General features: G+C 71.6%; 27 protein-coding genes. 16 read left to right on the forward strand and 11 right to left on the reverse strand.

Translation table 11 applies throughout. From position 1 onward, the window contains the following. Window positions 1-17: 17 nt before the first annotated feature. The 3 genes from HNR22_RS05500 (at window position 18) to HNR22_RS05510 (ending at window position 1,657) form a co-directional block, all read left to right on the forward strand. Window positions 18-383, forward strand: a complete 366-nt coding sequence (locus tag HNR22_RS05500) for an ArsR/SmtB family transcription factor (protein ID WP_088948476.1) — start codon at window positions 18-20, stop codon at window positions 381-383. Continuing rightward, complete coding sequence (locus HNR22_RS05505) at window positions 383-1,024, forward strand: SRPBCC family protein (protein WP_179779377.1); 642 nt, start codon at window positions 383-385, stop codon at window positions 1,022-1,024. The genes HNR22_RS05500 and HNR22_RS05505 overlap by 1 nt, the downstream gene beginning before the upstream one ends. Window positions 1,025-1,129: 105 nt before the next feature. Next, window positions 1,130-1,657 carry an NUDIX domain-containing protein gene (locus tag HNR22_RS05510; protein WP_179779378.1) on the forward strand — a complete coding sequence of 176 codons (528 nt, stop codon included), beginning with the start codon at window positions 1,130-1,132 and terminating at the stop codon, window positions 1,655-1,657. A gap of 61 nt (window positions 1,658-1,718) precedes the next feature. Here HNR22_RS05510 and HNR22_RS05515 read toward each other — a convergent pair whose 3' ends face one another. From HNR22_RS05515 to HNR22_RS05525, 3 genes are all read right to left on the reverse strand, one after another. Next, the gene (locus HNR22_RS05515; RefSeq protein ID WP_179783417.1) at window positions 1,719-3,662 is read right to left on the reverse strand and encodes an ABC transporter ATP-binding protein; all 1,944 of its coding nucleotides are present in this window, start codon (window positions 3,660-3,662) and stop codon (window positions 1,719-1,721) included. 74 nt (window positions 3,663-3,736) lie between these two features. After that, window positions 3,737-5,194: an ATP-binding protein gene (locus HNR22_RS05520; RefSeq protein ID WP_179779379.1), complete on the reverse strand. Its 1,458-nt coding sequence runs from the start codon at window positions 5,192-5,194 to the stop codon at window positions 3,737-3,739. A gap of 55 nt (window positions 5,195-5,249) precedes the next feature. Beyond that, window positions 5,250-6,908 carry an NAD(P)/FAD-dependent oxidoreductase gene (locus HNR22_RS05525; RefSeq protein WP_179783418.1) on the reverse strand — a complete coding sequence of 553 codons (1,659 nt, stop codon included), beginning with the start codon at window positions 6,906-6,908 and terminating at the stop codon, window positions 5,250-5,252. 153 nt (window positions 6,909-7,061) lie between these two features. Between HNR22_RS05525 and HNR22_RS05530 the strand changes: the two genes are divergently transcribed. The 3 genes from HNR22_RS05530 (at window position 7,062) to HNR22_RS05540 (ending at window position 10,335) form a co-directional block, all read left to right on the forward strand. Then, window positions 7,062-9,299: a hypothetical protein gene (locus HNR22_RS05530; RefSeq protein WP_179779380.1), complete on the forward strand. Its 2,238-nt coding sequence runs from the start codon at window positions 7,062-7,064 to the stop codon at window positions 9,297-9,299. 25 nt (window positions 9,300-9,324) lie between these two features. Beyond that, window positions 9,325-9,816 (forward strand): SsrA-binding protein SmpB, encoded by a 492-nt coding sequence (smpB, locus tag HNR22_RS05535; RefSeq protein ID WP_088948483.1) that lies wholly within the window; start codon window positions 9,325-9,327, stop codon window positions 9,814-9,816. Window positions 9,817-9,942: 126 nt separating this feature from the next. Further along, complete coding sequence (locus HNR22_RS05540; RefSeq protein WP_179783419.1) at window positions 9,943-10,335, forward strand: SCO5389 family protein; 393 nt, start codon at window positions 9,943-9,945, stop codon at window positions 10,333-10,335. Between the two features lie 48 nt (window positions 10,336-10,383). On the opposite strand, the gene HNR22_RS05545 is transcribed toward HNR22_RS05540, so the two are convergent. Further along, window positions 10,384-11,250, reverse strand: coding sequence for an aldo/keto reductase family oxidoreductase (locus HNR22_RS05545; RefSeq protein WP_179779381.1), 867 nt, complete (start codon window positions 11,248-11,250; stop codon window positions 10,384-10,386). Between the two features lie 138 nt (window positions 11,251-11,388). On the opposite strand from HNR22_RS05545, the gene HNR22_RS05550 reads away from it, so the two are divergent. The 7 genes from HNR22_RS05550 to HNR22_RS05580 all read left to right on the forward strand — a co-directional run bounded on the left by HNR22_RS05550 (window position 11,389) and on the right by HNR22_RS05580 (window position 16,451). Then, entirely contained in the window at window positions 11,389-11,832 is a 444-nt protein-coding gene (locus tag HNR22_RS05550; protein WP_179779382.1) for a winged helix-turn-helix transcriptional regulator, read from the forward strand. A 134-nt stretch (window positions 11,833-11,966) separates the two neighbouring features. Then, entirely contained in the window at window positions 11,967-12,389 is a 423-nt protein-coding gene (locus tag HNR22_RS05555) for a TOBE domain-containing protein (RefSeq protein WP_088948486.1), read from the forward strand. After that, complete coding sequence (gene modA, locus HNR22_RS05560) at window positions 12,386-13,171, forward strand: molybdate ABC transporter substrate-binding protein (protein WP_179779383.1); 786 nt, start codon at window positions 12,386-12,388, stop codon at window positions 13,169-13,171. Before HNR22_RS05555 ends, modA begins: the two co-directional genes overlap by 4 nt. After that, on the forward strand, window positions 13,168-13,983 hold the full coding sequence (locus tag HNR22_RS05565) for an ABC transporter permease (protein WP_179779384.1): 816 nt from the start codon (window positions 13,168-13,170) through the stop codon (window positions 13,981-13,983). Before modA ends, HNR22_RS05565 begins: the two co-directional genes overlap by 4 nt. Continuing rightward, complete coding sequence (locus HNR22_RS05570; RefSeq protein WP_179779385.1) at window positions 13,980-15,047, forward strand: ABC transporter ATP-binding protein; 1,068 nt, start codon at window positions 13,980-13,982, stop codon at window positions 15,045-15,047. The genes HNR22_RS05565 and HNR22_RS05570 overlap by 4 nt, the downstream gene beginning before the upstream one ends. Before the next feature lie 74 nt (window positions 15,048-15,121). Further along, a complete protein-coding gene (locus tag HNR22_RS05575) occupies window positions 15,122-15,700 on the forward strand; it encodes a dihydrofolate reductase family protein (RefSeq protein WP_179779386.1) in 579 nt (192 codons plus the stop codon). A gap of 76 nt (window positions 15,701-15,776) precedes the next feature. Continuing rightward, a complete protein-coding gene (locus tag HNR22_RS05580; protein WP_179779387.1) occupies window positions 15,777-16,451 on the forward strand; it encodes a cytidylate kinase family protein in 675 nt (224 codons plus the stop codon). 69 nt (window positions 16,452-16,520) lie between these two features. Here the strand turns inward: HNR22_RS05580 and HNR22_RS05585 are convergent, their stop codons facing one another. The 4 genes from HNR22_RS05585 to HNR22_RS05600 form a co-directional block, all read right to left on the reverse strand. Beyond that, window positions 16,521-16,934 (reverse strand): type II toxin-antitoxin system Phd/YefM family antitoxin, encoded by a 414-nt coding sequence (locus HNR22_RS05585; protein WP_179779388.1) that lies wholly within the window; start codon window positions 16,932-16,934, stop codon window positions 16,521-16,523. 39 nt (window positions 16,935-16,973) lie between these two features. Further along, a complete protein-coding gene (locus HNR22_RS05590) occupies window positions 16,974-17,546 on the reverse strand; it encodes a GNAT family N-acetyltransferase (RefSeq protein ID WP_179779389.1) in 573 nt (190 codons plus the stop codon). Between the two features lie 80 nt (window positions 17,547-17,626). After that, a complete protein-coding gene (locus tag HNR22_RS05595) occupies window positions 17,627-18,067 on the reverse strand; it encodes an EVE domain-containing protein (RefSeq protein WP_179779390.1) in 441 nt (146 codons plus the stop codon). Between the two features lie 33 nt (window positions 18,068-18,100). After that, entirely contained in the window at window positions 18,101-19,327 is a 1,227-nt protein-coding gene (locus HNR22_RS05600; protein WP_179779391.1) for a hypothetical protein, read from the reverse strand. A 178-nt stretch (window positions 19,328-19,505) separates the two neighbouring features. On the opposite strand from HNR22_RS05600, the gene HNR22_RS05605 reads away from it, so the two are divergent. After that, the gene (locus HNR22_RS05605) at window positions 19,506-21,065 is read left to right on the forward strand and encodes an NAD(P)/FAD-dependent oxidoreductase (protein WP_179779392.1); all 1,560 of its coding nucleotides are present in this window, start codon (window positions 19,506-19,508) and stop codon (window positions 21,063-21,065) included. Between the two features lie 48 nt (window positions 21,066-21,113). On the opposite strand, the gene HNR22_RS05610 is transcribed toward HNR22_RS05605, so the two are convergent. Then, window positions 21,114-21,611: a YcxB family protein gene (locus HNR22_RS05610; protein WP_179779393.1), complete on the reverse strand. Its 498-nt coding sequence runs from the start codon at window positions 21,609-21,611 to the stop codon at window positions 21,114-21,116. A gap of 135 nt (window positions 21,612-21,746) precedes the next feature. Here HNR22_RS05610 and HNR22_RS05615 point away from each other — a divergent pair, with 135 nt between their 5' ends. Together HNR22_RS05615 and coaD are read left to right on the forward strand one after the other, a co-directional pair. Next, a complete protein-coding gene (locus tag HNR22_RS05615; RefSeq protein WP_179779394.1) occupies window positions 21,747-22,280 on the forward strand; it encodes a DUF6817 domain-containing protein in 534 nt (177 codons plus the stop codon). A 5-nt stretch (window positions 22,281-22,285) separates the two neighbouring features. After that, window positions 22,286-22,726 carry a pantetheine-phosphate adenylyltransferase gene (coaD, locus tag HNR22_RS05620; RefSeq protein WP_179779395.1) on the forward strand — a complete coding sequence of 147 codons (441 nt, stop codon included), beginning with the start codon at window positions 22,286-22,288 and terminating at the stop codon, window positions 22,724-22,726. 28 nt (window positions 22,727-22,754) lie between these two features. On the opposite strand, the gene HNR22_RS05625 is transcribed toward coaD, so the two are convergent. After that, complete coding sequence (locus HNR22_RS05625) at window positions 22,755-23,570, reverse strand: hypothetical protein (protein ID WP_179779396.1); 816 nt, start codon at window positions 23,568-23,570, stop codon at window positions 22,755-22,757. A gap of 129 nt (window positions 23,571-23,699) precedes the next feature. Beyond that, entirely contained in the window at window positions 23,700-24,350 is a 651-nt protein-coding gene (locus HNR22_RS05630; protein WP_179779397.1) for a hypothetical protein, read from the reverse strand. Window positions 24,351-24,521 lie beyond the last annotated feature (171 nt).

A 24,521-nucleotide genomic window follows, 5' to 3' on the forward strand; every position in this document is an offset into this window, starting at 1 on the left:
GTGATATAACTGTCGTCGTGCACGCCTTCGACGTGCTGGGCGATCCGGTCCGGCGCCGCATCCTGGAGCTGCTCGCCGACGGCGAGCAGACCGCCGGCGCGGTCAGCGCGGTCATCCGCGACGAGTTCGGCATCTCCCAACCTGCCGTGTCCCAGCACCTCAAGGTGTTACGGGACAACGGCTTCGCCACCGTGCGGCCGGAGGGCACCCGGCGGCTGTACGCGGTGGACCCGCGCCCGCTGCGCGAGGTAGACGGCTGGCTGGAGCACTTCCGCCGGTTCTGGACCCCACCCCTGGCGGCACTCGCCACCGAGCTGGCCCGGGGCCGACGCGAGCGTCGGCTGCGCGGGCCCGCCGACCCACCCGACGAGAGGAACACCTGATGTTCGACGCGACCGAGCAGATTAACGCCGTGCAGCGGAAGGTCGGCAGCCGCACCCTGGAGGCCGGCGAGGCTCGGGTGACAACGATCAGCCAGACCTACCAGGCGACGGTCGACGATCTGTGGGACGCCTGCACCAGCGCCGAGCGCATCCCGCGCTGGTTCCTGCCGATCTCCGGCGACCTGCGGCTGGGCGGCACGTACCAGCTCCAGGGCAACGCCGGCGGCACCGTCGAGAGCTGCGAGCCGCCGCGCCGCTTCACCGCCACCTGGGAGATGGGCGGCGAGGTGAGCTGGATCGAGGTCCGCCTCACCCCGATCGACGACGAGCGGACCCGCTTCGAGCTGGACCACATCGCGCACGTCGATCAGGACCGGTGGGCCCAGTTCGGGCCGGGCGCGGTCGGCGTCGGCTGGGACCTCGGGCTGCTCGGCCTCGCCTCGCACCTGGCCGGCGACGGCAGCGGGATCACCCCGGAGCAGGGCGCTGAGTGGACCGCCTCCGCCGAGGGACGGCGGGCCATTGAGTTGAGCAGTCAGCTGTGGTGCGAGGCGAGCATCGTCGCCGGCACCGACGCCGACGAGGCGAAGGCGGCCGCCGAGCGCACCACCGCCTTCTACACCGGCGCCCCGCAGGCCTGAGCGCGGGCGGCGGCGCGGCAGCGAGAGCACGGACGGTCCCCCGTGCAGCCTGAGCGCGGGCGGCGGCGCGGCAGCCTGAGCGGCGACCGGGGTAACGTGCTGCGGATGACCGGCACGCCGTACTCGCACTGCTCCTACTGCGGCGCCGCCTACCCGCCGGCCGCCGGATGGCCGCGGGTCTGCGCGGCCTGCGAGGAGACCGTCTGGCGCAACCCCCTGCCCGTGGCGGTCGCGGTGCTTCCGGTCCGCACGGCCGAGGGCCTGGGCGTGGTGGTCGTCCGCCGGGACATCGAGCCGGCCCGCGGCCTGCTCGCGCTGCCCGGCGGCTTCATCGAGTACGGCGAGGAGTGGTCCGACGCCCTCGTCCGTGAGCTGCGGGAGGAAACCGGCCTGGTCGCGGCGGCCGAGGACGCGCGACTGTTCGCGGTGCACGGCGCCCCGGCGGGCGGCACGATGATGATCTTCGGGGTGCTGCCCGAGCGAGCGGCCGAGGAGCTGCCACCGTCGACGCCGACCAAGGAGGCGACCGAGTGGCTGGTGCTCACCGACCCGGTCGAGCTGGCGTTCTCCACCCACACCCGGGTCCTGACCGACTTCCTCACCCCCGACCGCCCCACCGACCAGCCGCGTTGATCAAGAAGTTTCGGTCACCTGAAGCCCGTTTCCTGACGCCAACCTCTTGATCGACAAGGCGTCAGCGGGATTGGGCGTCGTCGGCACCGGTCAGGTAGCCGCTGGCCTGCAGGTCGAACAGCTCCCGATAGAGGCCGCCGGCCGCCAACAGCTCATCGTGGCTGCCCTGCTGGACGAGTCGACCTCGGTCCAGCACGAAGATCCGATCGGCGTGCCGGACGTTGGCCAGCCGGTGAGTGATCAGGACGACGGCCCGGTCGGGGCTGCGGCGCAGGTGTTGGAACAGGGCGTGCTCGGCGCGGGCGTCCAGGGCCGCCGAGGGTTCGTCGCAGATCAGCAGCGCGGCGTCCCGGTAAAGACCGCGAGCGGCGACCAGTCGCTGCCACTGCCCACCGGACAGCTCGTGGCCGTCCTTGAACTCCCGGTCGAGCAGGGTGTCGTAGCTGTGCGGGAGGCCGACGATCATGTCGTGCGCGGCGGCCGCGGCGGCCGCGTCCTGCACGCTGGGGCCGGATCGCTCCGGCGGGCGGTCGTGCCGCCCGACGCGGATGTTCTGCCCAGCGGTGAACGGGAACTTCCAGTACTCCTGGGTCATCACGGCCACCTGAGCGCCGAGGGTGCGGGGATCCAGCTCGACGGCATCGACACCGTCCCAGCGGATCACCCCACCGGTGGGCCGGTAGAGCCCGGCGATCAGCTTGGCCAGGGTGGTCTTGCCGGAGCCGTTCTCACCGACCAACGCGATCACCTCGCCCCGGCGGACGGTCAGGCTGACCCGGTCCACCGCCGGGGTGTCGGTGTCCGGGTAACTCAGGCTCACCTCGTCCACCTCGATCACGTCGACCGCGTCGGCCACCCGCTCGCCGCCGATGGGCACCCGAGCGTGGGCACGCGCCAGGAAGTCCTGGTAGTCCTGGTAGTAGAGGGCGTCCTCGTAGAGCGAGTTCGTGGCGATGACCGCGACGCCGAGGCTGGTCCGCGCGGACTGCAGGGCGAGCAGGGCGGTGGCCGCGGCGGCGAGGGCGACCATCCCGCCCAGCAGCAGGCCGCCGAGGACCGCGTACACCCCGAAGGTGGCCAGGCCTGCCACCGTCGCGCCGGCCACCCGCGTGCCGGTCTGCGCGCGGACCAGCCTCAGTTGGGCCCGGGTCTCGACGGCCATCACGCCGCGATACTCGGCGAGCAGGAACTCGCGCATCTGGTAGGCCCGGACCTCGGCGGCGGTGTGCCGGTTGGCCATCAGGTGGGCCAGCATCCACATCCGACGCTGTCGGGTGATCCGGGCCAGCCGCGCCAGGTACTCGCGGCGGGCCATCCGCACCGCGGTGATCGCCTGGGGCACCGCGGCGAGCAGCAGGCAGGGCAGCAACAGCGGTTGGATGACCGTCACCGCGACGGCGGTGGCGAGCATGCCGACCACACCGGTGACCAGGTTGACCATGTGGTCGACGATGTACGCGGCCTCCCCCATCCCGCGGTCCCGTGCCCGGTCCATCTCCTCGGCGAAGCCGGCATCGTCGAACGCGGCCAACTCCACAGCGGTGGTGGCCTCGAACAGCCGCAGCTCCACCTGGTAGTTGATCTGCGGGGTCAGCCGCGCCTGGGCCCAGCCGGCCGCGATCGCCAGCCCTCCGCGCGCCGACACCGCCGCCGCCGCCACGACCAGCGCCGGCAGGGCCGCGCGCACGCGGTCCGGTGTGGGACCGGCGGCGAACAATTCGCTCAGCACGCTGGTCGTGGCCAACAGGCCGAACGTGGTCATCACACCGGCGGCGACGTTCAGGCCGATGGAGGCGACCGTGTCCCGACGGTTGGTGGCCCAGGCAAGCCCGACCGCCTCACGGACCAGCCGGGGCAGCCGGCGAGCCACCGCCCAGAAGCTGGTGTGGGCGAATTCCTGCGCGTGATGCAACCAGTCACGATCCTCCAGCTCCGGCAGCATCGCGCCGGCCGGCGGTTCGCGCGGCGGGTCGTCGTCCTCGGCGGCGGTGCGCTGGCGGGCCATCGACTCCACGGACCCTCCTCGGGACGGGATCACCAACGCTGCCCGAGACTACTGGCCGCGACCGTCCACTGTCTTTAGGTAGTCGGCGCGTCGGTCGGCGCGTCCGGTGGGCCCTCCGTGACCGGCAGCAGCACCCGGAAGGTTGTCCGCCCCGGTTCGGTCTCCACCCGGATGTCGCCGTGGTGCTTGTGCACCACGATCCGGTACGAGATGTCCAGCCCCAACCCGGTGCCCGCACCGACCGGCTTCGTGGTGAAGAACGGCTCGAAGATCCGCGGCCGCACCTCGGGCGGGATGCCGGGACCGGTGTCGGTGATCTCCACGGCCAGCAGATCGCCAGCGAGTCCGGTGCGGACGGTCAGCACGCCCTTCTCACCCATCGCGGCCAACGCGTTGTCGATCAGGTTGGTCCACACCTGGTTCAGCTCGGCCGCGTACGCCGGGACCGGTGGGAGCCCGCGGTCGTACTCGCGGACCAGTTTGACCTCGGCGGGGATCTTCCCCTTGAACATCACCAGCGTGGCGTCGAGCAGGTCGTGCACGTCCACCACCCGGTGCGGCGCGCGGTCCAGCTGCGAGTACTGCTTGGCGGCGCCCACCAGGCCCGAGATCCGGGTGACCGCGTCACCGATCTCGCGCATCAGCAGCTCGGTGTCGACCGTGTAGGTGAGCCACCGCACCGCCGCCTCCAGGTCGGCGGGTCCGACCGCAGCCTTCACCTCCGTCAGCCACGCCGTGTCGAGCCCGCCGCCGACCAGGATCGGCGCCAGGTCCCAGGCGCCGCCGACGCCGCGCTCCTCCAGCCAGTCGGTCAGGGTGTCCTCGGCGTCGGCCGTGGCCATCGGGGTCAACTTGGGAGCGGTGGCAACCCGGGCGACCGCCTCCTCCTGCAACGCGACAAGGCCGTGCAGGGCCCTGCCGTCGAGCCGCCCGTCGGCGATCATGGCGAGCTTGTGCCGCATCCCGGCAACCCGGTCGCGCAGCACCGAGGTGGCCCGCACCGCCGCCGCGGCCGGGTTGTTCAGCTCGTGGGTGAGACCTGCCGAGAGCGAACCGAGGGCCAGCAGCCGCTCGCGTTCGCCGACGATGGTCTGGGAGTCCCGCATACCGAAGAACAGCCCCTCCAACAGGTGCATCGGCATCGGGAACCAGGACCGCAGGGCGTGCGCGAAATCCTCCGCCGGCAACACGAAGAAGTCCGCGTCGGTCACCGCCCGCAGGCTGTTGCGGTAGACCTGGTCGACCTGGTCACCCAGGTACGCCTGGACAGCTCCGCCGTACACGCCGCGCTGGTCGGTGCGGCTGACCTCGACGTCGTCACCACGCACCTGCCGACTCAGCGCCACCGCGCCGCGCACCAGCACGAAGAAGCAGGTAGCGGGCTCGCCCTCGGCGTACACGAGGGTGCCACCGGCGCGCTGCTCGACCCGGCCGCGCTCGGCCAACCAGTCGAGCTGATCGTCGTCGAGAGCCTCGAACAGGAACAGGGTACGCAGCTGCGCGGGTGTCAGCCGATCAGACTCCGTGGTCATTGGGCCTCCTTCGTTCGCGACTGCGGGGCTCGCAACACCGGCTCACTCCTCGCGCTCACTGGGCCTCCAGGTAGCGGTGCACGAGCGAGACGGCCATCGCGCCCTCGCCGACGGCCGAGGCGACCCGCTTGACCGACTCGGCGCGCACGTCACCGGCGGCGAACACCCCCGGCACGCTGGTCTCCAGGTGGTACGGGTCGCGCGACAGCAACCAGCCCGCCGGCCGTCGTCCGCCGGCGAGCAGATCCGGGCCGGTGACGATGAAGCCGCGCGGGTCGCGGACCAGCACCCCGTCCAGCCAGTCGGTGCGCGGCTCCGCGCCGATGAAGATGAACAGCCAGGACGTGTCGACCGAACGGGACTCCCCGGTCCGCGTGTCGCAGAGCGTGAGCCGTTCCAGGTGGTCCTGCCCGGACCCACCGACCACGGCGGTGTGCGGGTGCACGGTGATCCGGTCGATCCGTTCCAACTGGTCGATCAGGTAACGCGACATCGAGGCGGTCAGGTCCGCGCCACGGATCAGCAGGTGCACCTTCGACGCGTACCGGGAGAAGTGCACCGCCGCCTGCCCGGCGGAGTTGGCCCCGCCGACGATGTAGACCTCCTGCTCGACGCAGCTCGGCGCCTCGGTGGCGGCGGCACCGTAGAACACCCCCCGGCCGGTGAAGTCGGCCAGCCCGGGGGCGTCGAGCACCCGGTACGACACGCCGGTGGCCAGCACCACTGTGTGCGCCGCGATCTCGGTGCCGTCGCCGAAGCGCAGCAGCCGGGCACCCCCGGCCTCACTGAGACCGACGACCTCCCGGGCACTGAGCAGCTCGGCGCCGAACTTCACCGCCTGCCGCCGGGCCCGGTCGGTCAACTGCGCGCCGGAGACGCCGTCCGGGAAGCCCAGGTAGTTCTCGATCCGGCTGCTCTGCCCGGCCTGACCACCGGTGGCCCGCCGCTCGACGAGCACGGTGCGCAGCCCCTCCGACGCGCCGTACACCGCCGAGCCGAGACCCGCCGGACCGCCGCCGATCACCACCAGGTCGTAGAAGTCGCATGCCGGCACCACCGTCAACCCGGCCAGCGCGGCAAGCTCGGTCTCGTTGGGGGCGACCAGCGCCTTGCCCTCGGGGGTCACCACCAGCGGTACGTCCGCCTCGGTGGCACCGGCCGCGTCGAGCAGGCGGACGCCCTCCGGGTCGTCGGACAGCAGCCAGCGGTACGGCACCAGGTTGCGGGCGAGGAAGTCGCGGATCTTGAACGACGGCGCCGACCAGCGGTGCCCGACGACCCGGATCTCGGCGCTGGCCGCGTCCGGGGTGACCGCCCACGCCTCCAACAGCCCGTCCACCACCGGGTACAGCTTCTCCTCCGGCGGATGCCACGGCTTGAGCAGGTAGTGGTCCAGGTCGACGACGTTGATGGCCTCGATCGCGGCGTCGGTGTCCGCGTACGCGGTGAGCAGCACCCGGCGGGCGGCCGGGAAGATGTCCATGGCCGCCTCGAGGAACTCCACCCCGGTCATCTCCGGCATCCGGTGGTCGGCCAGCAGCAGCGCCACCTGTTCGCCGCGCAGTTTGACCTCTCGCAGCGCGTCCAGCGCCTCCGGCCCGGAGGAGGCCCGCAGCACCCGGTAGCGGTCGCCGTAACGGCGCCGGACGTCCCGGGCCACCGCCCGGGACACCACGGGGTCGTCGTCGACGGTCAGGATCACCGGGTTCGCCATGGCGCCCATGAAACCACCTGTCGCGGGTCGACCGCACCAATGCGTGAGCTCCGCCGCACGGTTGACCGGCCCGGGACCGGGTAAGCCGGTGAGCCGCACGGGCGCCCGAACACCGGCGACCCGCCCGGTTGCCGTGCACACCTCGGGGGGCCCATGGCGAACGCGACACCGACCGGACCGACGACGTCGGGCGGGATCGTGGAGCTGCGGGTGCACGGCGTCTCCGGCGCGGGGGCGGACCAGGTGCTGGACCGGCCGCACGTGCACCAGGTCGCCGGCGACCGTAGTGGAGGGTTCTATCGACCGCGTCCCGGCTACCCGGACTCGACCGGGACCGACGGGGTGACGCTGGAGGCGTACCGCTGGGGCGACCTGCCGTCCGGCACGGCCGTGCGGACGCTGTCGCTGGTGTTCCTGCTGCCGTTCATGCTCTGCAACGTGGCGCTCTGGATGGTCCCGGCCAACCCCGCCTCGACGCGCGGTTTCATGGCGTTGTGCCGGGTGCTCGCCCTCACCCTCACCATGCTCTACGTGCTCTCCATCGTCGGCGTGGCGTTGGACCTGATCGCGTGGCGGTGCATGGGCGCCCCGTCGTGCCTGGCCGGGCGGAGCTGGCTGTCCTGGCTCGGCGGCCGCCCGACCGGGCTGCGCCTGGGTGTGCTGGCGTTGGTGCCGGTCGCCGCCATCGGGTTGGTCTGGTGGCTCGGCGCCCGCCCGGGCCACTCGTTCGACGCGTTCCGAACCCCGTCGACCCCGACCTCGAAGCACCAGTTGAGCGCGGTCGGCCAGTGGGACGGCGAGCCACTGGTGGGTCGGCTGCGCTCGGCCCACGTCGCGGCGGCGTTCGCCACCCTCGACGGCAGCCTGCTGGCCGCCCGTGCCAGCCAGCACCGCTCGTGGGTGATGGTGATCCTGCTGGCGGCCACCGGGGCGGTGCTGCTGACCTGCCTGGTCCTGCTCACCGTGGTGCCGAGCATCGACCGGACCGACCCGGCGCCCCGAGTGGACGCGTTCTTCCGCGGGCTGCGCACGATCGCCTGCGGTGTGACGGTGCTGGTGATCGTGCACGTCGTCATCAGTCCGGCCCCGTGGCCGCAGGGCCGTGCGCTGCCGGGTTACGGCGCGATGGTGGCGTGGCTGTTCGTCAGCCAGATGTGGCTGGTGACCGCCCTCGCCGCGCTGGTGATCTGGCGGCGGGGCGGCGGGCAGCGCGGGGCGCCGCTGCGTGCGTTGGGAGCGCCGGTCTTCGTCACGATCGCGGCCGGACTCGCCGTGGCATTCTCCGCCGAGCTGGTCTACCGGGTGGCGGATCTGCTTGATCGCGAGGGGACGACCGCGGACGATCTGGAGACCAGCCCTCCCCTGCCGTACACGTGGGCGATCTTCGGGTTCTTCATGGCGGTGATGACCGCCCTGCTGGTGGCGGCTGCGGTCACCAGGCTGACCCGACGGGGGCGGCGGCGGGCCGCCCAGGCGATCGTGGCCGCCGACTTTCCGCACGCGCCCGCGTCGGCGGCGGACCGGCTGCGCCGGGTCGAGCGGGCGATAGCCCGGGCCCGGTTCACCGAGCAGTTGGAACCGCTCTCCGTGGTGTACGCCGGGCTGGCGGCGCTCGGCCTGTCCACCAGCGTTCTCGGCCTGCTCCAGCTCATGCCGGGCGAGCTGGCGCAGCGCTACGTCGAAGTGCCCGAGGGCATGGTCAACTTCCTGATCGGGTCGGGCAGCTACGTGATCGCCGCGGTCCTGCTCGGCCTGGTGGTGGGCGGCCTCTTCGCGTACCGCACGGCCGGATTCCGCCGCTACGTGGGTGTGCTCTGGGACCTGGGCACGTTCTGGCCTCGGGCGGCCCACCCGTTCGCTCCGCCCTGCTATGCCGAGCGGGCCGTGCCGGAGTTGGCCAAGCGGATCTCCTACCTGGTGGAAGAGGGCCACGGCGTGCTGCTGGCCGGGCACAGCCACGGCTCGGTGCTGCTCGCCGCCACGGTGCTGCAACTGCCCACCCGGATCACCGACCGGGTCGCCCTGCTGACCTACGGGTCGCCACTGGGTCGGTTGTACTCGCGGCTGTTCCCCGCGTACGCCGACGAGCCGGCGCTGCGGGAGATCGGCGAGCGGGTCGGCTGGCGCTGGATCAACCTGTGGCGCGACACCGACCCGATCGGTGGTTGGATCTTCGCCTCCCACCGGCCCGGGGAGGGCGAGACGCTGACCGGGCCGGCGGCGTTGGTGGACCGCCGGTTGGTCGACCCGGAGGATGTGGTGCCCGCGCCCAGCGACAGCGTTCCCCCACCGATCCTGGGGCACTGGCCGTGTGAGTCGCAGGATGAGTTCACCGAGTCGGTGCGGGAGCTGACCGGGCGACTGCTCGCCGAACGCCGGACGACCGGCTGACGCAGCGGCCGGATATCGTCGCGGGGTGAGCCCCTCCAAGCAGCCCGAACGCCGGTTGATCGCCTCGAACAAGAAGGCCCGGCACGAGTACACCGTGCTGCGGACGTACGAGGCGGGGATCGTGCTGGTCGGGACCGAGGTGAAGTCGCTGCGCGAGGGGCGGGCCTCGCTGGTGGACGCGTTCGCGCACGAACGCGACGGTGAGATCGTGCTGTACGGCCTGCACATCGCCGAGTACACCTACGGCACCTGGACCAACCACGCTCCCCGCCGCAACCGCAAGCTGCTGCTGCACCGGGCCGAGATCGACCGGATCCTGGACAAGGTCCGCGAGGGTGGGGTGACCATGGTCCCGCTGTCGATGTACTTCGAGAACGGCTACGCCAAGGTCGAGCTGGCCCTGGCCAAGGGCAAGCGCTCATACGACAAGCGGCAGACGCTGGCCGAGCGGGACGCCAACCGCGAGATCGCCCGTGAGCTGGGTCGGCACCTCAAGGGTCACCCCCGCCGGCCCTGACCTGCATCGATCGTCGTTCTTTCACGCGGCACGCCCGCGGGTCGTTGACGTCCCTGCGATGACGTGGTCTGCTCAGTCGACACCGTTAATGAAAACGGTAATCGTTAGCTGATGCGGAGGAGAACCATGTCGCTCACCGTCCCGCCCGCCCTGCTCGACGCCGCCGAACGAGGCCCGATCGACGACGAGGCCTTCATCGCCTGCGTCCGTGACTCACTCCCGTACGCCTGGGCCACCGTGAGCCGGGTGGTCGCCGAACTGGAGGCCGGCGACGACGACCTGGCCGACAACGTCGTCCCGCCGCCCACCGACGCCGACCGGGGGCAACTGCTCCGGGCCCTGGCCAGCGACGCGATCCGCGCCGGCCTGGAACGGCACTTCGGCGTACGCCTGGCGTTCCAGAACTGCCACCGCGTCGCCGCGTTCCGCCCGTCGGCCGTCGACGGGGAGCGCTACCGCCGCTTCGTGTCGACCCGTGGCCAACTGCTCAACCAGTCGCCGGAGCTGCGCAACTGCTGACGGCACCGGGTGGACCCGTCGGAAACGCCGGCGGGTCCACCCTTCTCGCTAGCGGCCGATCTCGTCCAGCTCGGCGAGGTCGTCGTCGGAGAGGGGCAGTGCGGCGCCCGCGATGTTCTGCCGCAGGTGCGTCGTGGACGAGGTGCCCGGAATCAGCAGGATGTTCGGCGAACGCCGTAGCAGCCAGGCCAGGGCGACCGACATCGGTGCCGCCTCCAGCCGAGCGGCCACTGTCGAGAGCACCGAGGACTGCAGGGGGCTGAAGCCGCCGAGAGGAAAGAACGGCACGTAGGCGATGCCCTGTTCGGCGAGCGCGTCGATCAGCTCGTCGTCCTGGCGGTGCGCGAGGTTGTACATGTTCTGCACGCACACGATCGGCGCGATGGCCTGCGCCTCGGCGACCTGTTCCCGCGTCGCGTTGCTCACTCCGAGGTGCCGGATCAGGCCCTGCCGCTGAAGGTCGACGAGTGTCTCGAACGCCTCGGCGACCGCACCGGGCTGCGGGCCCTCGGCATCGCCGAGCCGGAGGTTGACAAGGTCGAGCACGTCGAGACCGAGGGTCTCGAGGTTCTGGTGCACGGACCGGCGCAGGCTTTCCGGGTCACGGGCCGGTGGCCAGCCGCCCTGCTGGTCGCGGTTCGCGCCGACCTTGGTCACGATGTGCAGCGAATCGGGGTACGGGTGCAGCGCTTCGCGGATCAGCTGGTTGGTGACATGCGGACCGTAGGCCTCGGAGGTGTCGATGTGGGTGATGCCAAGCTCGACGGCCGCGCGAAGGACGGCGAGTGCGCCACCGTGGTCGGCCGGCGGTCCCATGACCCAGGGGCCGGCCAGCTGCATGGCGCCGTAGCCGAACCGGGTGACCGTCAGGTCTCCCAGCGTCCAGGTGCCGCCGGGAAGGGAGGTGGAGACCATGTTCGTACCTCTGGCTTTCGTGTCGCACTGAGCGGTGCTGGTGCATCGTCTACCTGCTCCACTATCGGGGTGTAACTTCACTACGGGAAGTAGGCACCTGAAAGTGCGTAACGCCCCAGCGGCGGGAGGAGCGGTCCGATGACAACGACGACGGCGGCGCGGAAGAGGGCTCAGGCCAAGACGGAATATGACGCCTTCCTGGCGCAGTGTCCGAGCCGCAAGCTGCTCGACCGCATCGCGGACAAGTGGGTCACGTTGGTTCTGGCCGCGCTACGCAGCGACGGTTCGCACCAGTTCGGCGCCGACTGCGCCGGCGAGCCGCGGCCGATGCGGTACTCGGAGCTGTCGCGCCTCCTGGCCGGGGTCAGTCAGAAGATGCTGACCCAGACGCTGCGCTCCCTGGAACGCGACGGTCTGATCACCCGCACCGTGGTGCCGACCGTGCCCGTCACCGTCACCTACGAGCTGACCGAGCTCGGTGTCTCCCTGCACGAGGTGATCCGCGGCCTGAAGGGTTGGGCCGAAACGCACATGGACGACGTGCTCGCCAACCGCGCGACGTACGACAACCAGGTCGCCTGAGCCGCTCCGCCTCCCCACGACGGAACCACGCAACACCCCGTCGCGCACCTACGGCCGGTGAAGCCCACCAGAGTACGCAGAAGCGGCGCGATCCGGCCTTCCCTGCCCGCAGATGCGGCAGCTAGGGTGAGCCGGTGACGATGTTCCGGATCGGTGAGGCGGCCGACCTGCTCGGTGTCAGCAGCGACACGATTCGCCGCTGGGTCGATGCCGGGCGGTTGACGGCCGGGCGTGACGAGCACGGCCACCGGGTGATCGACGGGGTCGACCTGGCCGCGTTCGCCCGCGCCCAGGCCGCCGACCCGGACGCGGGCGCCGAGTTCTCCTCGGCCCGCAACCGGCTGCGCGGCATCGTCGTCGACGTCCGCAAGGACACGGTGATGGCCCAGGTCGACATCCAGGCCGGCCCGTTCCGCGTCGTGTCGCTGATGAGCCGGGAGGCGGTCGACGAGCTCGATCTGCGGGTCGGGTCGATGGCCGTCGCGGTGATCAAGTCGACCACGGTGGTGGTGGAGCGGGCCGCACCCGCCCCGAGCAGGGGAAGGTCGGGCGGATGAGCGCGCGGGTGACCCGTACGGCGATGGCCGTGGTCATGGCACTGACGGTCGCCGGCTGCGGCGCGGGTGGCGGCCGGGCCTCCGGCGGCGCCGCGGACGGCCGGGGCACCGGCGCGGTGACGGTGTTCGCGGCCGCCTCGCTGACGGAGTCGTTCCGCCGGATCGGCAAGGACTTCGAGGCCGCCAACCCCGGCAGCACCGTGACCCTCAACGTCGCGGGCAGCTCAGCCCTGGCCAACCAGATAAACCAGGGGGCGCCGGCGGACGTGTTCGCCTCCGCCGCCCCGGCGAACATGACCACGGTCACCGAGGCGGGCAACGCCGACGGCACACCGGCCATTTTCGCCCGCAACCAGTTGGTCATCGCGGTGCCCCGGGGCAACCCGGGAGGCGTGACCGGGCTGGCCGACCTGAGCAGGCCCGGCGTGAAGGTGGCGCTCTGCGCCAACCAGGTGCCCTGCGGCGCGGCGGCCCGCACCGCTCTGGACGCGGCCGGCGTCGCGCTGACGCCGGTCACCCTGGAGCAGGACGTCAAGGGCGCGCTCGCCAAGGTGAAGCTCGGTGAGGTCGACGCGGCCCTGGTCTACCGCACCGACGCGCGAGCGGCGAGCGCCGACGTGAGCGGGGTGGAGTTTCCCGCGTCGGCGCGGGCGGTCAACGACTACCCGATCGTCGCGCTGAAGGACGCCCCGAATCCGGCCGGCGCGAGGGCCTTCGTCGCGTACGTCCGCTCGGCGCCGGCGCAGGCGGTCCTCGTCGAGGCCGGTTTCCAGGCGCCATGAGTCAGCTCCTTGAGCACGCCGCGCCCAAACGGCGAGGGCGGGTGCCGATCGCGCTGCTGATCCCCGCCGGGTTGGGGCTGCTCTTCCTCGTCCTGCCGTTGGCCGGGCTGGTGATCCGGGCGCCGTGGACCACGCTCCCGCAGCGGCTCACCGAGCCGGGCGCGCTGACCGCTCTGCGGCTGTCGGTGCAGACCGCGACCCTGGCCACCGTGCTCTGCCTGCTGCTCGGGGTGCCCCTCGCCTGGGTGCTGGCCCGGGTCGAGTTCCCCGGCCGTCGACTGGTGCGCGCGCTGGTCACCGTGCCGCTGGTGCTGCCGCCGGTGGTCGGTGGGGTGGCGCTGCTGCTGGTCTTCGGTCGGCGTGGGCTGCTCGGCGGCTGGCTCGACGCCACGTTGGGCATCACCCTGCCGTTCACCACCGCGGGTGTCGTCTTGGCCGAGTCGTTCGTGGCCATGCCGTTCCTGGTCATCGCCGTGGAGGGTGCGCTGCGCGCCGCCGACCACCGCTTCGAGGAGGCCGCCGCGACACTGGGCGCCAGCCGGTGGACCACCTTCACCCACGTCACGCTGCCGCTGGTGGCGCCCGGGTTGGCCGCCGGCGCGGTGCTCTGCTGGGCGCGGGCGCTCGGCGAGTTCGGCGCCACCATCACCTTCGCCGGCAACTATCCCGGCCGTACGCAGACCATGCCGTTGGCCGTCTACCTGGCGTTGGAGACCGACCTGGAGTCCGCGATCGTGCTCAGCCTGGTGCTGCTCGTCGTGTCGGTGGGCATCCTGGTGGCATTGCGCGAGCGCTGGATGAGCAGCGCATGAGCAATGCACTGCTGGACGCCCGGCTCGTCGTCGACCGGGGTGCCTTCCGACTCGACGTGCCGCTGCGGGTCGCGCCCGGTGAGGTGGTCGCGTTGCTCGGCCCGAACGGCGCCGGCAAGACCACCGCTCTGCGCGCGCTGGCCGGGCTGCATCCGCTCACCGCCGGTCACGTCAGGCTCGACGCCATCGACCTGGATCGCCCGGCGACGCGCGGCTGGGTGCCCACCGAGCGCCGGCCGATCGGTGTGGTCTTCCAGGACTACCTGCTGTTTCCGCATCTCAGCGCACTGGACAACGTGGCCTTCGGGCCTCGCCGGCACGGCGTCGACCGCAGGACCGCCCGTGCCACGGCCCGGCACTGGCTCGACCGGGTGGGGCTGGACGCCCAGGCGCACCGCCGCCCCCGGCAGCTCTCCGGTGGTCAGGCGCAGCGTGTGGCGTTGGCTCGCGCGCTGGCCGTCGCGCCGTCGCTGCTGCTGCTCGACGAGCCGCTCGCCGCGTTGGACGCCCGCACCCGACTGGACACCCGCGCGGAGCTGCACCGCCACCTGTCCGCGCACCCGGGCGCGACGGTGCTGGTCACCCACGACCCGCTGGACGCCCTCGCGCTGGCCGACCGACTGGTCATCGTCGAGGGTGGTCGCGTCGTGCAGGAGGGTGACGGGCCGAGCGTCACCGCCCGCCCGCGCACCGACTACGTCGCCCGCCTGGTCGGGCTCAACCTGTACCGGGGCAGGGCCGAAGGGCACGGGGTACGCGTCGCTCCGGATTTGACCCTCACCGTCGCCGACCGGTTGGACGGCGAAGCTTTCGTGGCGTTCCGTCCGGCGGCGGTGGCCCTGCACCCGTCCCGACCGGAGGGCAGCCCGCGCAACACCTGGGCGGGGACGGTGGCCGGCGTCCAGCGGCACGGCGACAACCTGCGGGTGCAGTTGGACGGGCCGATCGGGGTGGCCGCCGACGTCACCCCGGCCGCCGCCGCCCAGCTGCGTCTGATTCCCGGTCAGCGGGTCTGGGCGGCGGTCAAGGCGGCCGAGACGCACGCCTACCCGGCCACCGGCTGATTGCCGGGCCACCAGCCCGCCTCGCTCATCTAGCCTGGACCCGGCAGCTCGCCCGAGCATGAGGAGACAGCACTATGCGCAACCTGGTCTACACCGGTTTCATGTCGCTGGACGGTGTCGTGGACTCGCCCGGCGGCGGGCCTTCAGAGGAGCACCGCAGCGGCGGGTGGGTGTTCAAGGACCTCGAGTTCGTCCCGGAAGCCTGGTCGCTGAAGGGCGAGGAGCTCGCGGACACGACGGCGTTGATGTTCGGCCGTCGCAGCTACGAGGCGTTCGCGCCGGTCTGGCCCGGCTCGGAGGACCACGCCGACTACAAGGAGCTGCCCAAGTACGTGGTGTCGACGTCGCTGTCTGACGACGCCCTCGTCGACGGGTGGGGGCCGACCACGATCCTGCGCTCGACGGAGGACGTCGCCGCGCTCAAGGAGAGCGAAGGCGGCGCGATCTTCATCCACGGGAGCGCGGAGCTGGCTCGGCGGCTGTCCGACGCGGGCCTGATCGACCAGTACAACCTGCTCGTCTTCCCCGTGCTGCTCGGCGCCGGCAAGAGCCTGTTCGGCCGGGCCGACCGGGACAAGCACATGCTGTCGCTGCGGGAATCGGAGAGCTACCCGAACGGGATCCTCAAGCTGGTCTACGACGTCAAGCGGTGACCCAGGTCGAGGGCGATCGCACCGCCGGCCCTGTCGCGCGGCTGCCGGGCGGTGCGGTCGACGTAGGAGCGCAGTGGTGGAGCAGGGCACGCGCGAGGAGGTGCTCGGCCGGCTGGCCGAGGCAGTCGGGTCCGTCACGGTCACACACCCGACGCGGGTGGCCATCGACGGGCCGCCAGCGGCCGGCAAGACCACCCTCGCCGACGAGCTGGCCGTCGCCCTGCGAGCACGGGGCCGCGACGTCATCCGGGCGACGATCGACGATTTCCTCTTTCCCCGGGCACAGCGCTATCCGCGCGGCGAGTACTCGGCCGAGGGCTGCTACTTCGACACCCACGACCACGGGGCGTTGAACCGGGTTCTGCTGGACCCGCTCGGCCCGGGCGGAGATCGACGCTTCCAACCCACCCTCTACGACCACACCACGGACACCGTGCTGGCCCCGCCGGTCACGACTGCCCCAGCCGACGCCGTGCTGGTCTTCGACGGCGTCTTCCTCATGCGCCCGGAACTGATCGACCGGTGGGACCTGCGTGTCTTCGTGTCGACCGCGCTCGAATCGACAGTGGAACGTGCCGTGATCCGGGAGCGTCGGGTGTCATCCGCTGTCGACGTCGAGCGGCGCTGGCGCGAGCGTTACATTCCTGCCCAGCAGCTCTATTTCGCCACCGTCCGTCCGAGCGATCACGCCGACATCATCGTGCACAACGACGAGCCCCGACGGCCGCTCTGGGAGACCCGGACGCACTGACCGGGCTCCGGGTCTCCGATGGCCGGAGACGCCGAACTGCCCGCCGCCAACCGGGCGGCGCGGAGGCGGTCAGTCGGCGAGCAGGTCGTTGTGTGCGGCGCGCAGCCGGGCCAGCGTCGGGTCGCTGGCGGGGACGACCCGGCGATCCAGCTCGGCCCACACCTCGGCCAGCGCCGCGCGGACCGCACTCAGCTCGGCGGCGTGCCGCTGGCTGCTGCGTCGGTGCTGCTCGTCGAGGCGCCGGGCCCAGCCGGCGGTGACCGTGGCGAGCCGGTCGGCGTCGGCGCGGGCCTGCGCGGCGCTGCGGGCGGCCGAGGCGGGGACGATCGCGGCGACCGGGCGGGGATCGCCGTCGCGGGTGACGACGGTGACCGCGTCGGTCAGCTCAGCCAGCGCGACGAGCTGACTGAACCGGGTGCGCGCCTCACGCAGCGGCACGGAACGCGGCGGGTCGGGATGAGGGGTGAGCGCGGGGACGGCCATGGATGCATGGTGTCGCCCGGGTACGACAGAAATCCGTCGTCAGTGGACGCTGCTCGGCGCTTCGCTCGCCCAGGCCAGCCACTCGTCGGCCAGCACCGACCAGACTTCGAGGTCGATTCGCCCGTGCGGGCCGGGGCTGACCTGGCGCAGCGTGCCGTCCAGGCGCAGGCCGAGTCGACGGGCGAGTGCCTTGCTGCGGGTGTTGTCGGCGTTGGTCCGCCACTCCACCCGCTGGATGCCGCGCTCGCGCACCGCCCAGTCCACGATCCGGCGGACCGCCGGCGCGACCATGCCCCTTCCCTCGGCTGCCGGCTCCACCCAGCAGCCGACCTCGCAGACACCCCGGGTCACGTCGAACGACACGAGCATGACCCCGCCGACCAGCGTGCCGCGCCACCACAGCCCCCAGATGCCGCCGCTGTCGCTGGCCCACCGGTCGGCGTATCGCTGCAACACCGCACGGGCCGACGGCAGGTCGGTGGCCACGAAGGTGGGCGACACCCAGGGCTGGATGTGCTCCCGGGCCCGGTCGAGGTTGGCGAGGAACTCCTCGGCAAGCCAGGGGTCCAGCGGGCGCAGCTCGACCTCCTCGGTCAGCGGCAGGGCGAACACCGGGCCTCCCCGAAGGTGCGCTGGCAACGACGGGTAGCAGACTCGCACAGGGCCGCAGGTCGGCTGCGGGCCGGGGCCGCTCACTCCGGCAGATGGGTACGCAGGGCGGCGAACTGGGCCACGGTCAGGTAGGAGGGGTTGGCTGCCTGCGGCTGACGGAACACCTCCAGGTCGGCGAGTCGGTCATCGGCGCGCAACACCAGGCGGGGCACCCGGTCGCCGGCGGCGAGGATGGGCAGGTCCAGTGGCACCGACCAGGGCTGCCCCACAGTGCCTGGCTCGGCCGTCCCGGTGACCCGTCCGACACCCCACACCCCGTACGGGAGTCGGGCACGGCTGCCGCTGGCCCAGAAGACCACCGGCTGCCCGGCGCGCATGAGCCGCGCCCGGTAGCCGGGGCGTACGCACCAGCTCGTCACCAGTGGCTCGGCGGCGAACCGGGCGGTGAGGTCGACCAGGTCGGCGTTGCCCTTGATCAGCCACGCGCCCAGGTCGTCGAGGCGCACCCGTGGCTCGGTCATCCCCTCATCCTGCCCGGCCGACGGCCGCCCCAATCAGATGATCATGTGGGTCCAGTAGCTGAGCCAGAGCACGAACAGCGCGCCCTGCACGACGGCGAGCGTCGCGGTCAGCCACACGTCGACGCTGGCGCGGCGCGCCCAGCGGGCCAGCACCAGAGCCACCGGGAAGGCGGCGAGCAGGTAGCGCAGCAGGCTCTTGTACACCGCCGGGCCCATCGACAGGGGCACCAGCACCATGAGTACGCCGTACACCAGGTAGGGCAGTTCCCGACGGCGGAACCCGGCGGCCAGCACGACCAGCACGGCCACGGCGAACCAGACCCGGGCGGCGTCACGCGGCTCCCCGGCCAGCCCGTGCAGCAGCACCGGCACCGGGTTCTGCACCCTGATTCCCCAGCCGGTCTCCTGGGCGTGCTGGTAGGCGAACCAGTCCCCGCCGCGCCACCGGCAGTACGCCATGAAGGTGAACCACCCCGCGGGCAGCAGCAGCAACGGCCAGCCGATCCGCAGGTAACCGAGCAGGGCGCGCGGGCCGAGCCGCCAGTCGTGCTGGCGGAGCAGCACCAGGGCCAACGGCAGCGCCACGAGCAGGCCGACGGAGCGGCTCATCGCCAGGAAATAGCCGAGCACGCCGACCAGCAACCAGCGGCGCCGCTCGGCGTAGTAGAACGCGGCCAGCGCGAGACAGACGAACAGCGACTCGGTCAGCGCCGCCTGGAACAGGAACGCGGTCGGCAGCAGCACGAGGTACCGGGTGAACCGGCGGGCCGCGTCCGCGTCGCCGAGCAGCAGTTCGGCCAGCCGGTAGCCGTAAAAGAGCGCCAGCAGGAACGCCACGTTGCTGATCACCAGCAGGGCCAGCGCGTTGTCGCCGCCGAGCACCGCGCCGAGGGGTCGGGCCAGGAACGGGTAGAGCAGCGGGAACCCGAAGTCCCGCCACGGCCCGGTCAGCGGCAGCTCGCTCAGCCGCAGGTAGAGCAGGGCGTCCCAGGCGAACCAGAAGGAGATCCACCGGTGCCCGGAGATCTCCCGTTGTTGCGCCCACATCAGCGCCTCGTCCGGCGGTGGCGCCCCGGGAATGCCGTCCCAGGCGTGCAGGGCCAGCAGCCCGAGCAGGGTCAGCAGCACCTTCGCGCCGAGGAACAGACCGATGACGTACGGCCAGGGCTCCGGCACCGGACGGGCCAGGCGCGTCCCGCTGCGGCCTGCCGTGGCCGTGCGGGCGGCCAGCGCCGCCGCGCCGCTCCGCCACCGGTGCATCCGCCCCCGCTCCCCCGGTCCGTCGGTCCGCCCGCCGCCGCGCGGGTGTCGCCCTTCCCGTTGTACGCCGCCGCGCGCCGCACCGAAGCGGAAACGAACCATCATCAAGGGTGACATTCGGCGTAGAACGGGTACGCGCCGCGCCTCAACCATGACGGTGGGCAGGGAGCGCGGCAGCATGAGCGAGCAGCACGGCACGGTGATCATCGGTGCGGGGCCGGCAGGGCTCACGGCGGCGTACGAGCTGCTGCGACACGGTCTGCCGGTGCAGGTTTTCGAGGCGGACGAGGTGGTCGGCGGGATCAGCCGGACCGTGGAGCGCGACGGGTGGCGGTTCGACATCGGCGGGCACCGGTTCTTCACGAAGGTGCCCCGGGTGGAGGCGTTCTGGCACGAGATCCTGCCCGACGAGGACTTCCTGACCCGACCCCGGATGAGCCGGATCTTCTACCGGGGCGCGCTGTTCAACTACCCGCTCAGCGCCATGAATGCCCTGCGCAACCTGGGGCTGCCCGAGGCGGCCCGCTGCCTCGGCTCGTACGCCCGGGCCCGCCTGCGCCCACCAAAAGATCAGTCGCACTTCGAGGGCTGGGTGTCGGCCCGGTTCGGCTGGCGGCTGTACTCGATCTTCTTCAAGACGTACACCGAGAAGGTCTGGGGAATGCCGGCCGACCGGTTGCAGGCCGACTGGGCCGCGCAGCGGATCAAGAACCTGTCACTGGCCACGGCGATCCGCAACGCGCTGCTGCCCAGCCGCCGGCGCACGGACGTGACCAGCCTGATCGAGGAGTTCCAGTACCCGAAGTACGGGCCGGGGATGATGTGGGAACGCTGCGCTGAGCAGGTCCGCACGCGTGGCGGACAACTGTCGACCGGCACCTGGGTGACCGCCGTGCACCGCGACCCGAAGCGGCGGCGGGCGATCAGCGTGACGGTCGACGGCGCGGGCGGGCAGCGTACCCAACCGGCCGACGATGTGATCTCGTCGATGCCGATCTCGGAGCTGGTGGCCGCGCTGCGTCCGCCGGCACCGCCGGAGGTGCTGGCCTGCGCCGCCGACCTGCGCTACCGCGACTTCCTGACGGTCGCGTTGGTGGTGCCGGCGGAGTTCTCGTTCCCCGACAACTGGATCTACGTGCACGACCCGGGAGTACGGGTGGGCCGGATCCAGAACTTCGGCTCCTGGTCGCCGCACCTCGTGAAGGACGGGCGCACCTGCCTGGGCCTGGAGTACTTCGTGTTCGAGGACGACGACATGTGGCGTACCCCGGATGCCGACCTCGTGGCCCTCGCCACCGCGGAGCTGGAGCGGTTGGGGTTGGTCCGACCCGGTGTGGTGGAGGCCGGCTACGTCGTGCGCATGCCGAAGGCCTACCCGGTGTACGACGAGCGCTACCAGCACAACGTGGACGTGATCCGTGCCTGGCTGGCCGAGGCGGTGCCGAACGTGCACCCGGTGGGCCGCAACGGCATGCACCGCTACAACAACCAGGACCACTCGATGTTGACCGCGATGCTCACGGCCGAGAACATCGCCACCGGCAGTACGCATGACGTCTGGTCGGTCAACGTCGAGCAGGACTACCACGAGGAGTCCTCCGGCGGCGACGGCCGACGGGGCACGGGGCGGGACGCGCCGGTGGTGCCCAGCCGGATCATCGCGGCTCCGATCAACGCGCCCGAGGGTGTCGGCGCCACCGGGAGTGGCGATCGACCCAGGCAGGTGCCGCTGGGCTGACGCCGCCGGACCCTGCGCCGTCCACACACCGGCGATCCCGACGGCAGTTCACCGACGTTGAAGCAGGCCTCGCTCGGCCATATGGGCTCGCAACGTCTCGGCGTCCTCGGCGGACATCAACCAGCGTGGGATCACGGTGGCCGGCATCCGGTCGACGTACACGATCCAGAAGTCCGGAGTGTCCCTGACCTGGGCGACCCCGTCCCAGGCGATGCCGCCGGACTCCGAGCCGCTACGCATCATGATGTTGTCATCGGTGATGTCGTAGGCGCCCTCGACGGCGTAGCCACTGGAACGGCGTCGGGCGCGCAACCGCACCCAGGGCCAGTAGAGCATCGACAGCACGCCACCCACGATCAGCGTCACCCACAGCGGCGAGATCTGCTCGCCCCACGAGAACCCCCGCGACAGTGCCAGACCGATCGCTCCGACCGCCGCCAGCGCCGCGCCGATGTAGCTGAACCTGCGCAGCCGAACACTGGCGAGCGCAGCGGCCACCCGGCCCGGGTAGGCGGGATCGGCGGGGACGTCAAATCGGATGTGCACGTCCGAACGATAGTTCCCCCAACCACCTCTGGGCCTGGCGGACACCCAACCGCCGGTGTGCTGGCCGGGGCGCTGTGACATATCGCCCACACCCAGGGGCCAGCGAAGCCGACGGCCGATACCTACAGTCGGGCCATGAGCACCGACGAAGGCGCGCGGGCCTGGCTCCGCCGGCGCGGAGCGGAGCAGATCGCCCATCCCGGTGGCAACCTGTACGCCCACCTGTGTCGGGTCAGCGAACGACTCGCCGTGCTCGGCTGCGGCAGTGACGTGCAGGTCGCGGGCCTCACCCACGCCGTCTACGGCACCGACGGGTTCGACCTCGCCCTGCTCGATCGCGCCGATCGCGCGGTGCTGCGGGATCTCGTCGGCGCCGACGCGGAAGAGCTTGTCTATCTGTACGGCGCCTGCGACCGTGAACGCAGCTGGCGAAAGCTGGCACAGACCGGCCAGGTGTTCGACCGCTTCGTCCATCAGGTGCGGACGCCGGACGCGGCTCAACTTCGGTCTCTCGTGGACCTGAGCATCGTCAACGAGCTGGACGTCATTGAGCAGGATCCTGTGGTCGCGGACCGGCACGGCACCTACTTCCGCGACCTCTTCGCCTCCTGGGCCCCCCTGGCCTCCGAGCCGGTCATCCGCGACGCGCAGCGGGTCCTGCGGCCGTGACATCGATGACACGCGTGCGCGTGCGCGCCGTCTACCCCGGCAGCTTTGATCCCTTCACTCCCGGGCATGCGAACGTGGTGAACCGGGCACGCGGCCTGTTCGACGAGGTGGTCGTGCTCGTCTCGGTCAACAGCACCAAGCATCCGAGGATCAACGAGGAGGAGCGAGCAGCCGCCGTTCGGGCCATCCTGCCGGTCGAGTGGACCTCCGTCACCGTTGTGGCCTGGAGTGGGTTGACCTCCGCCTACTGCCGTAGCCATGACGTGGGAGTGATCGTCCGCGGCGTGCGCAACACCACCGACCTCCAGGCCGAGTGTCAGCTCGCCGCGATGAACCAGTCGCTGGGCGTCCCCACGGTATTTCTGCCCGCGCTGCCCGAACTGGCCGCGGTGTCCTCCACTGCGCTACGGGCGCTGGGGACGGTGCCCCCGTCCACGCAGCCGTAGGCCGCGAGACATCAGCGGACCCCAGGCATCACGGCAGGTGCGTGCAGTAGCCCACCGTGGCGTCGTCCGGGACCTGAGCGGCGGCGGCACCGAGGCCGTCGGATTCGGCCTGTCGGACGCGGCGGATGACACCGGATGGGCCGTCGGCGGCGAGCAGTTCCAGGACGCCCGGCCAGTCGGTGAGGCCGTACGGGCTGACGATGCGGCTGGCACCGTTGCTCAGCAGCACGGCACCGTTCAGGTCGGCGAGGGACCGGCTGCCGGTCACCGCCTCCCGGGCCGCGCGCGGGTCGTCCTTGGCGATCCAGTAGCCGCCGACCTGGTTTCGGCGGGCCCGCAGCGCCTCTGCACAGGAGTCGCGGATGCGGTCGTACTCCACGGTTCCCGGTGCAATGCCGTCCAGGGGCGTCGAGCAGTCACGTCGGGCGGTGACCTCACGGTCGTCGGTGATCACCTGAGGGCCGCCGTGGGCCGGGTCGAGGATGAGGAACGAGTCCGCGAGCAGCAGATAGTCAAGGCGGCCCCGGTACGCGCGCACCACGGCGACGGTGGCCTGCGGGCTGCGCGGGTCCCCGATGTCGCAGGTGTCGCCGTGCTCGGCGGCCGTCTCGCCGATGGCGGTGGCAAGGACAGCCGTGAGGTCCTGCCCGTCGTCGCGCGACAGGTGGCCGAGCAGCGCTCCGCCGAGGCGGCGGGTGTACCAGGCGACCCCGTGGAAGCAGAGCGATTCGGCCCCCGGGATGCCGGCACCGTCGAGCAGGACGACAGCGCCGGGAACTGCGCCGACGAAGTCCTCGTTCGGCCGACCGGCCCGACCGGCGCTCGTCGCCAGACTGACGTGCACGTGCGCTCCTTCTCGGGGTGAGAGCAGGGCGACGGAATTCGACGCGCTGGCGGGAAACCCCAGGTCCAGTTGTCGGAGCCCGGCCGAAACCACCACCGTGTCGGCGTGCGACAGATGCCTCGATTGAGGTCAGACGTCTCCGGTCCAGGGTTCTCCGACGCCGGCGCGCACAACGCTGCGCCCGGGCGGGAGGTCAAGAACGTCGATCAGGCTGGGGTCCTCCTCGACGGCATGGTGCAGGTGCCCGACCTTGCCGTTGCTGCCGCTCGCGTCGGAGGCTCCGATCAGCTGCCACACTCCGTCGTCCGAGTCGTGACTGACGAACAGAACAGGCTCGTCGCGTTCGAAGACCTCAGGGGTCTGGATACAGATGGTGCCCAGTAGCCAGTGCCGCATCCACCAGGCTCGCCGATCGCGCTGCATGACCTGGTCGGTGACCCACCAGACGAACGGCAGGTCCTCGTGGGCGCGCGACTGGTCGGCGGTCAGGTCCGGGCCGCCCTGCGGGACCCGCTCGAACGGCTCGTCGACGAGCGAGAACGCGTGACCGTCCTGGTTGGCGAAGATGACGGCATGGAACGTGCCACCGCCAGGATTGCCGGCACCGATCCCGATGGACAGGCGGGCGACGTGCGGGTCCGAGCCGGTGGTCCAGCCGAACGCGTACGAGGCGAGCTCTCCACGCGGCCCCACGAACTCGCCGAACGCACGCCGGTCCATGCCGCTGACATCGGCCGCCGGCACCTCAACGAGCGCACCCTCCAGCACCTGGATCTCCACGCCGGCAAGATAGCGGATCGATGATCGTCGCTCTCGAACCGGGCGCCCGGACGGCGGCGGTAATCGAGGTGACAAGCTCAAGTCAGCTGCGGCAGGTCGCCGGCATCGCCGTTCGCGCGCCCTACCGCCGTCGGGGACTGGCGGGCGCGATCACCGCCGAGATCACCCGCC

The sequence above is a fragment of the Micromonospora jinlongensis genome (assembly GCF_013410645.1).
Classification (GTDB): domain Bacteria; phylum Actinomycetota; class Actinomycetes; order Mycobacteriales; family Micromonosporaceae; genus Micromonospora; species Micromonospora zamorensis.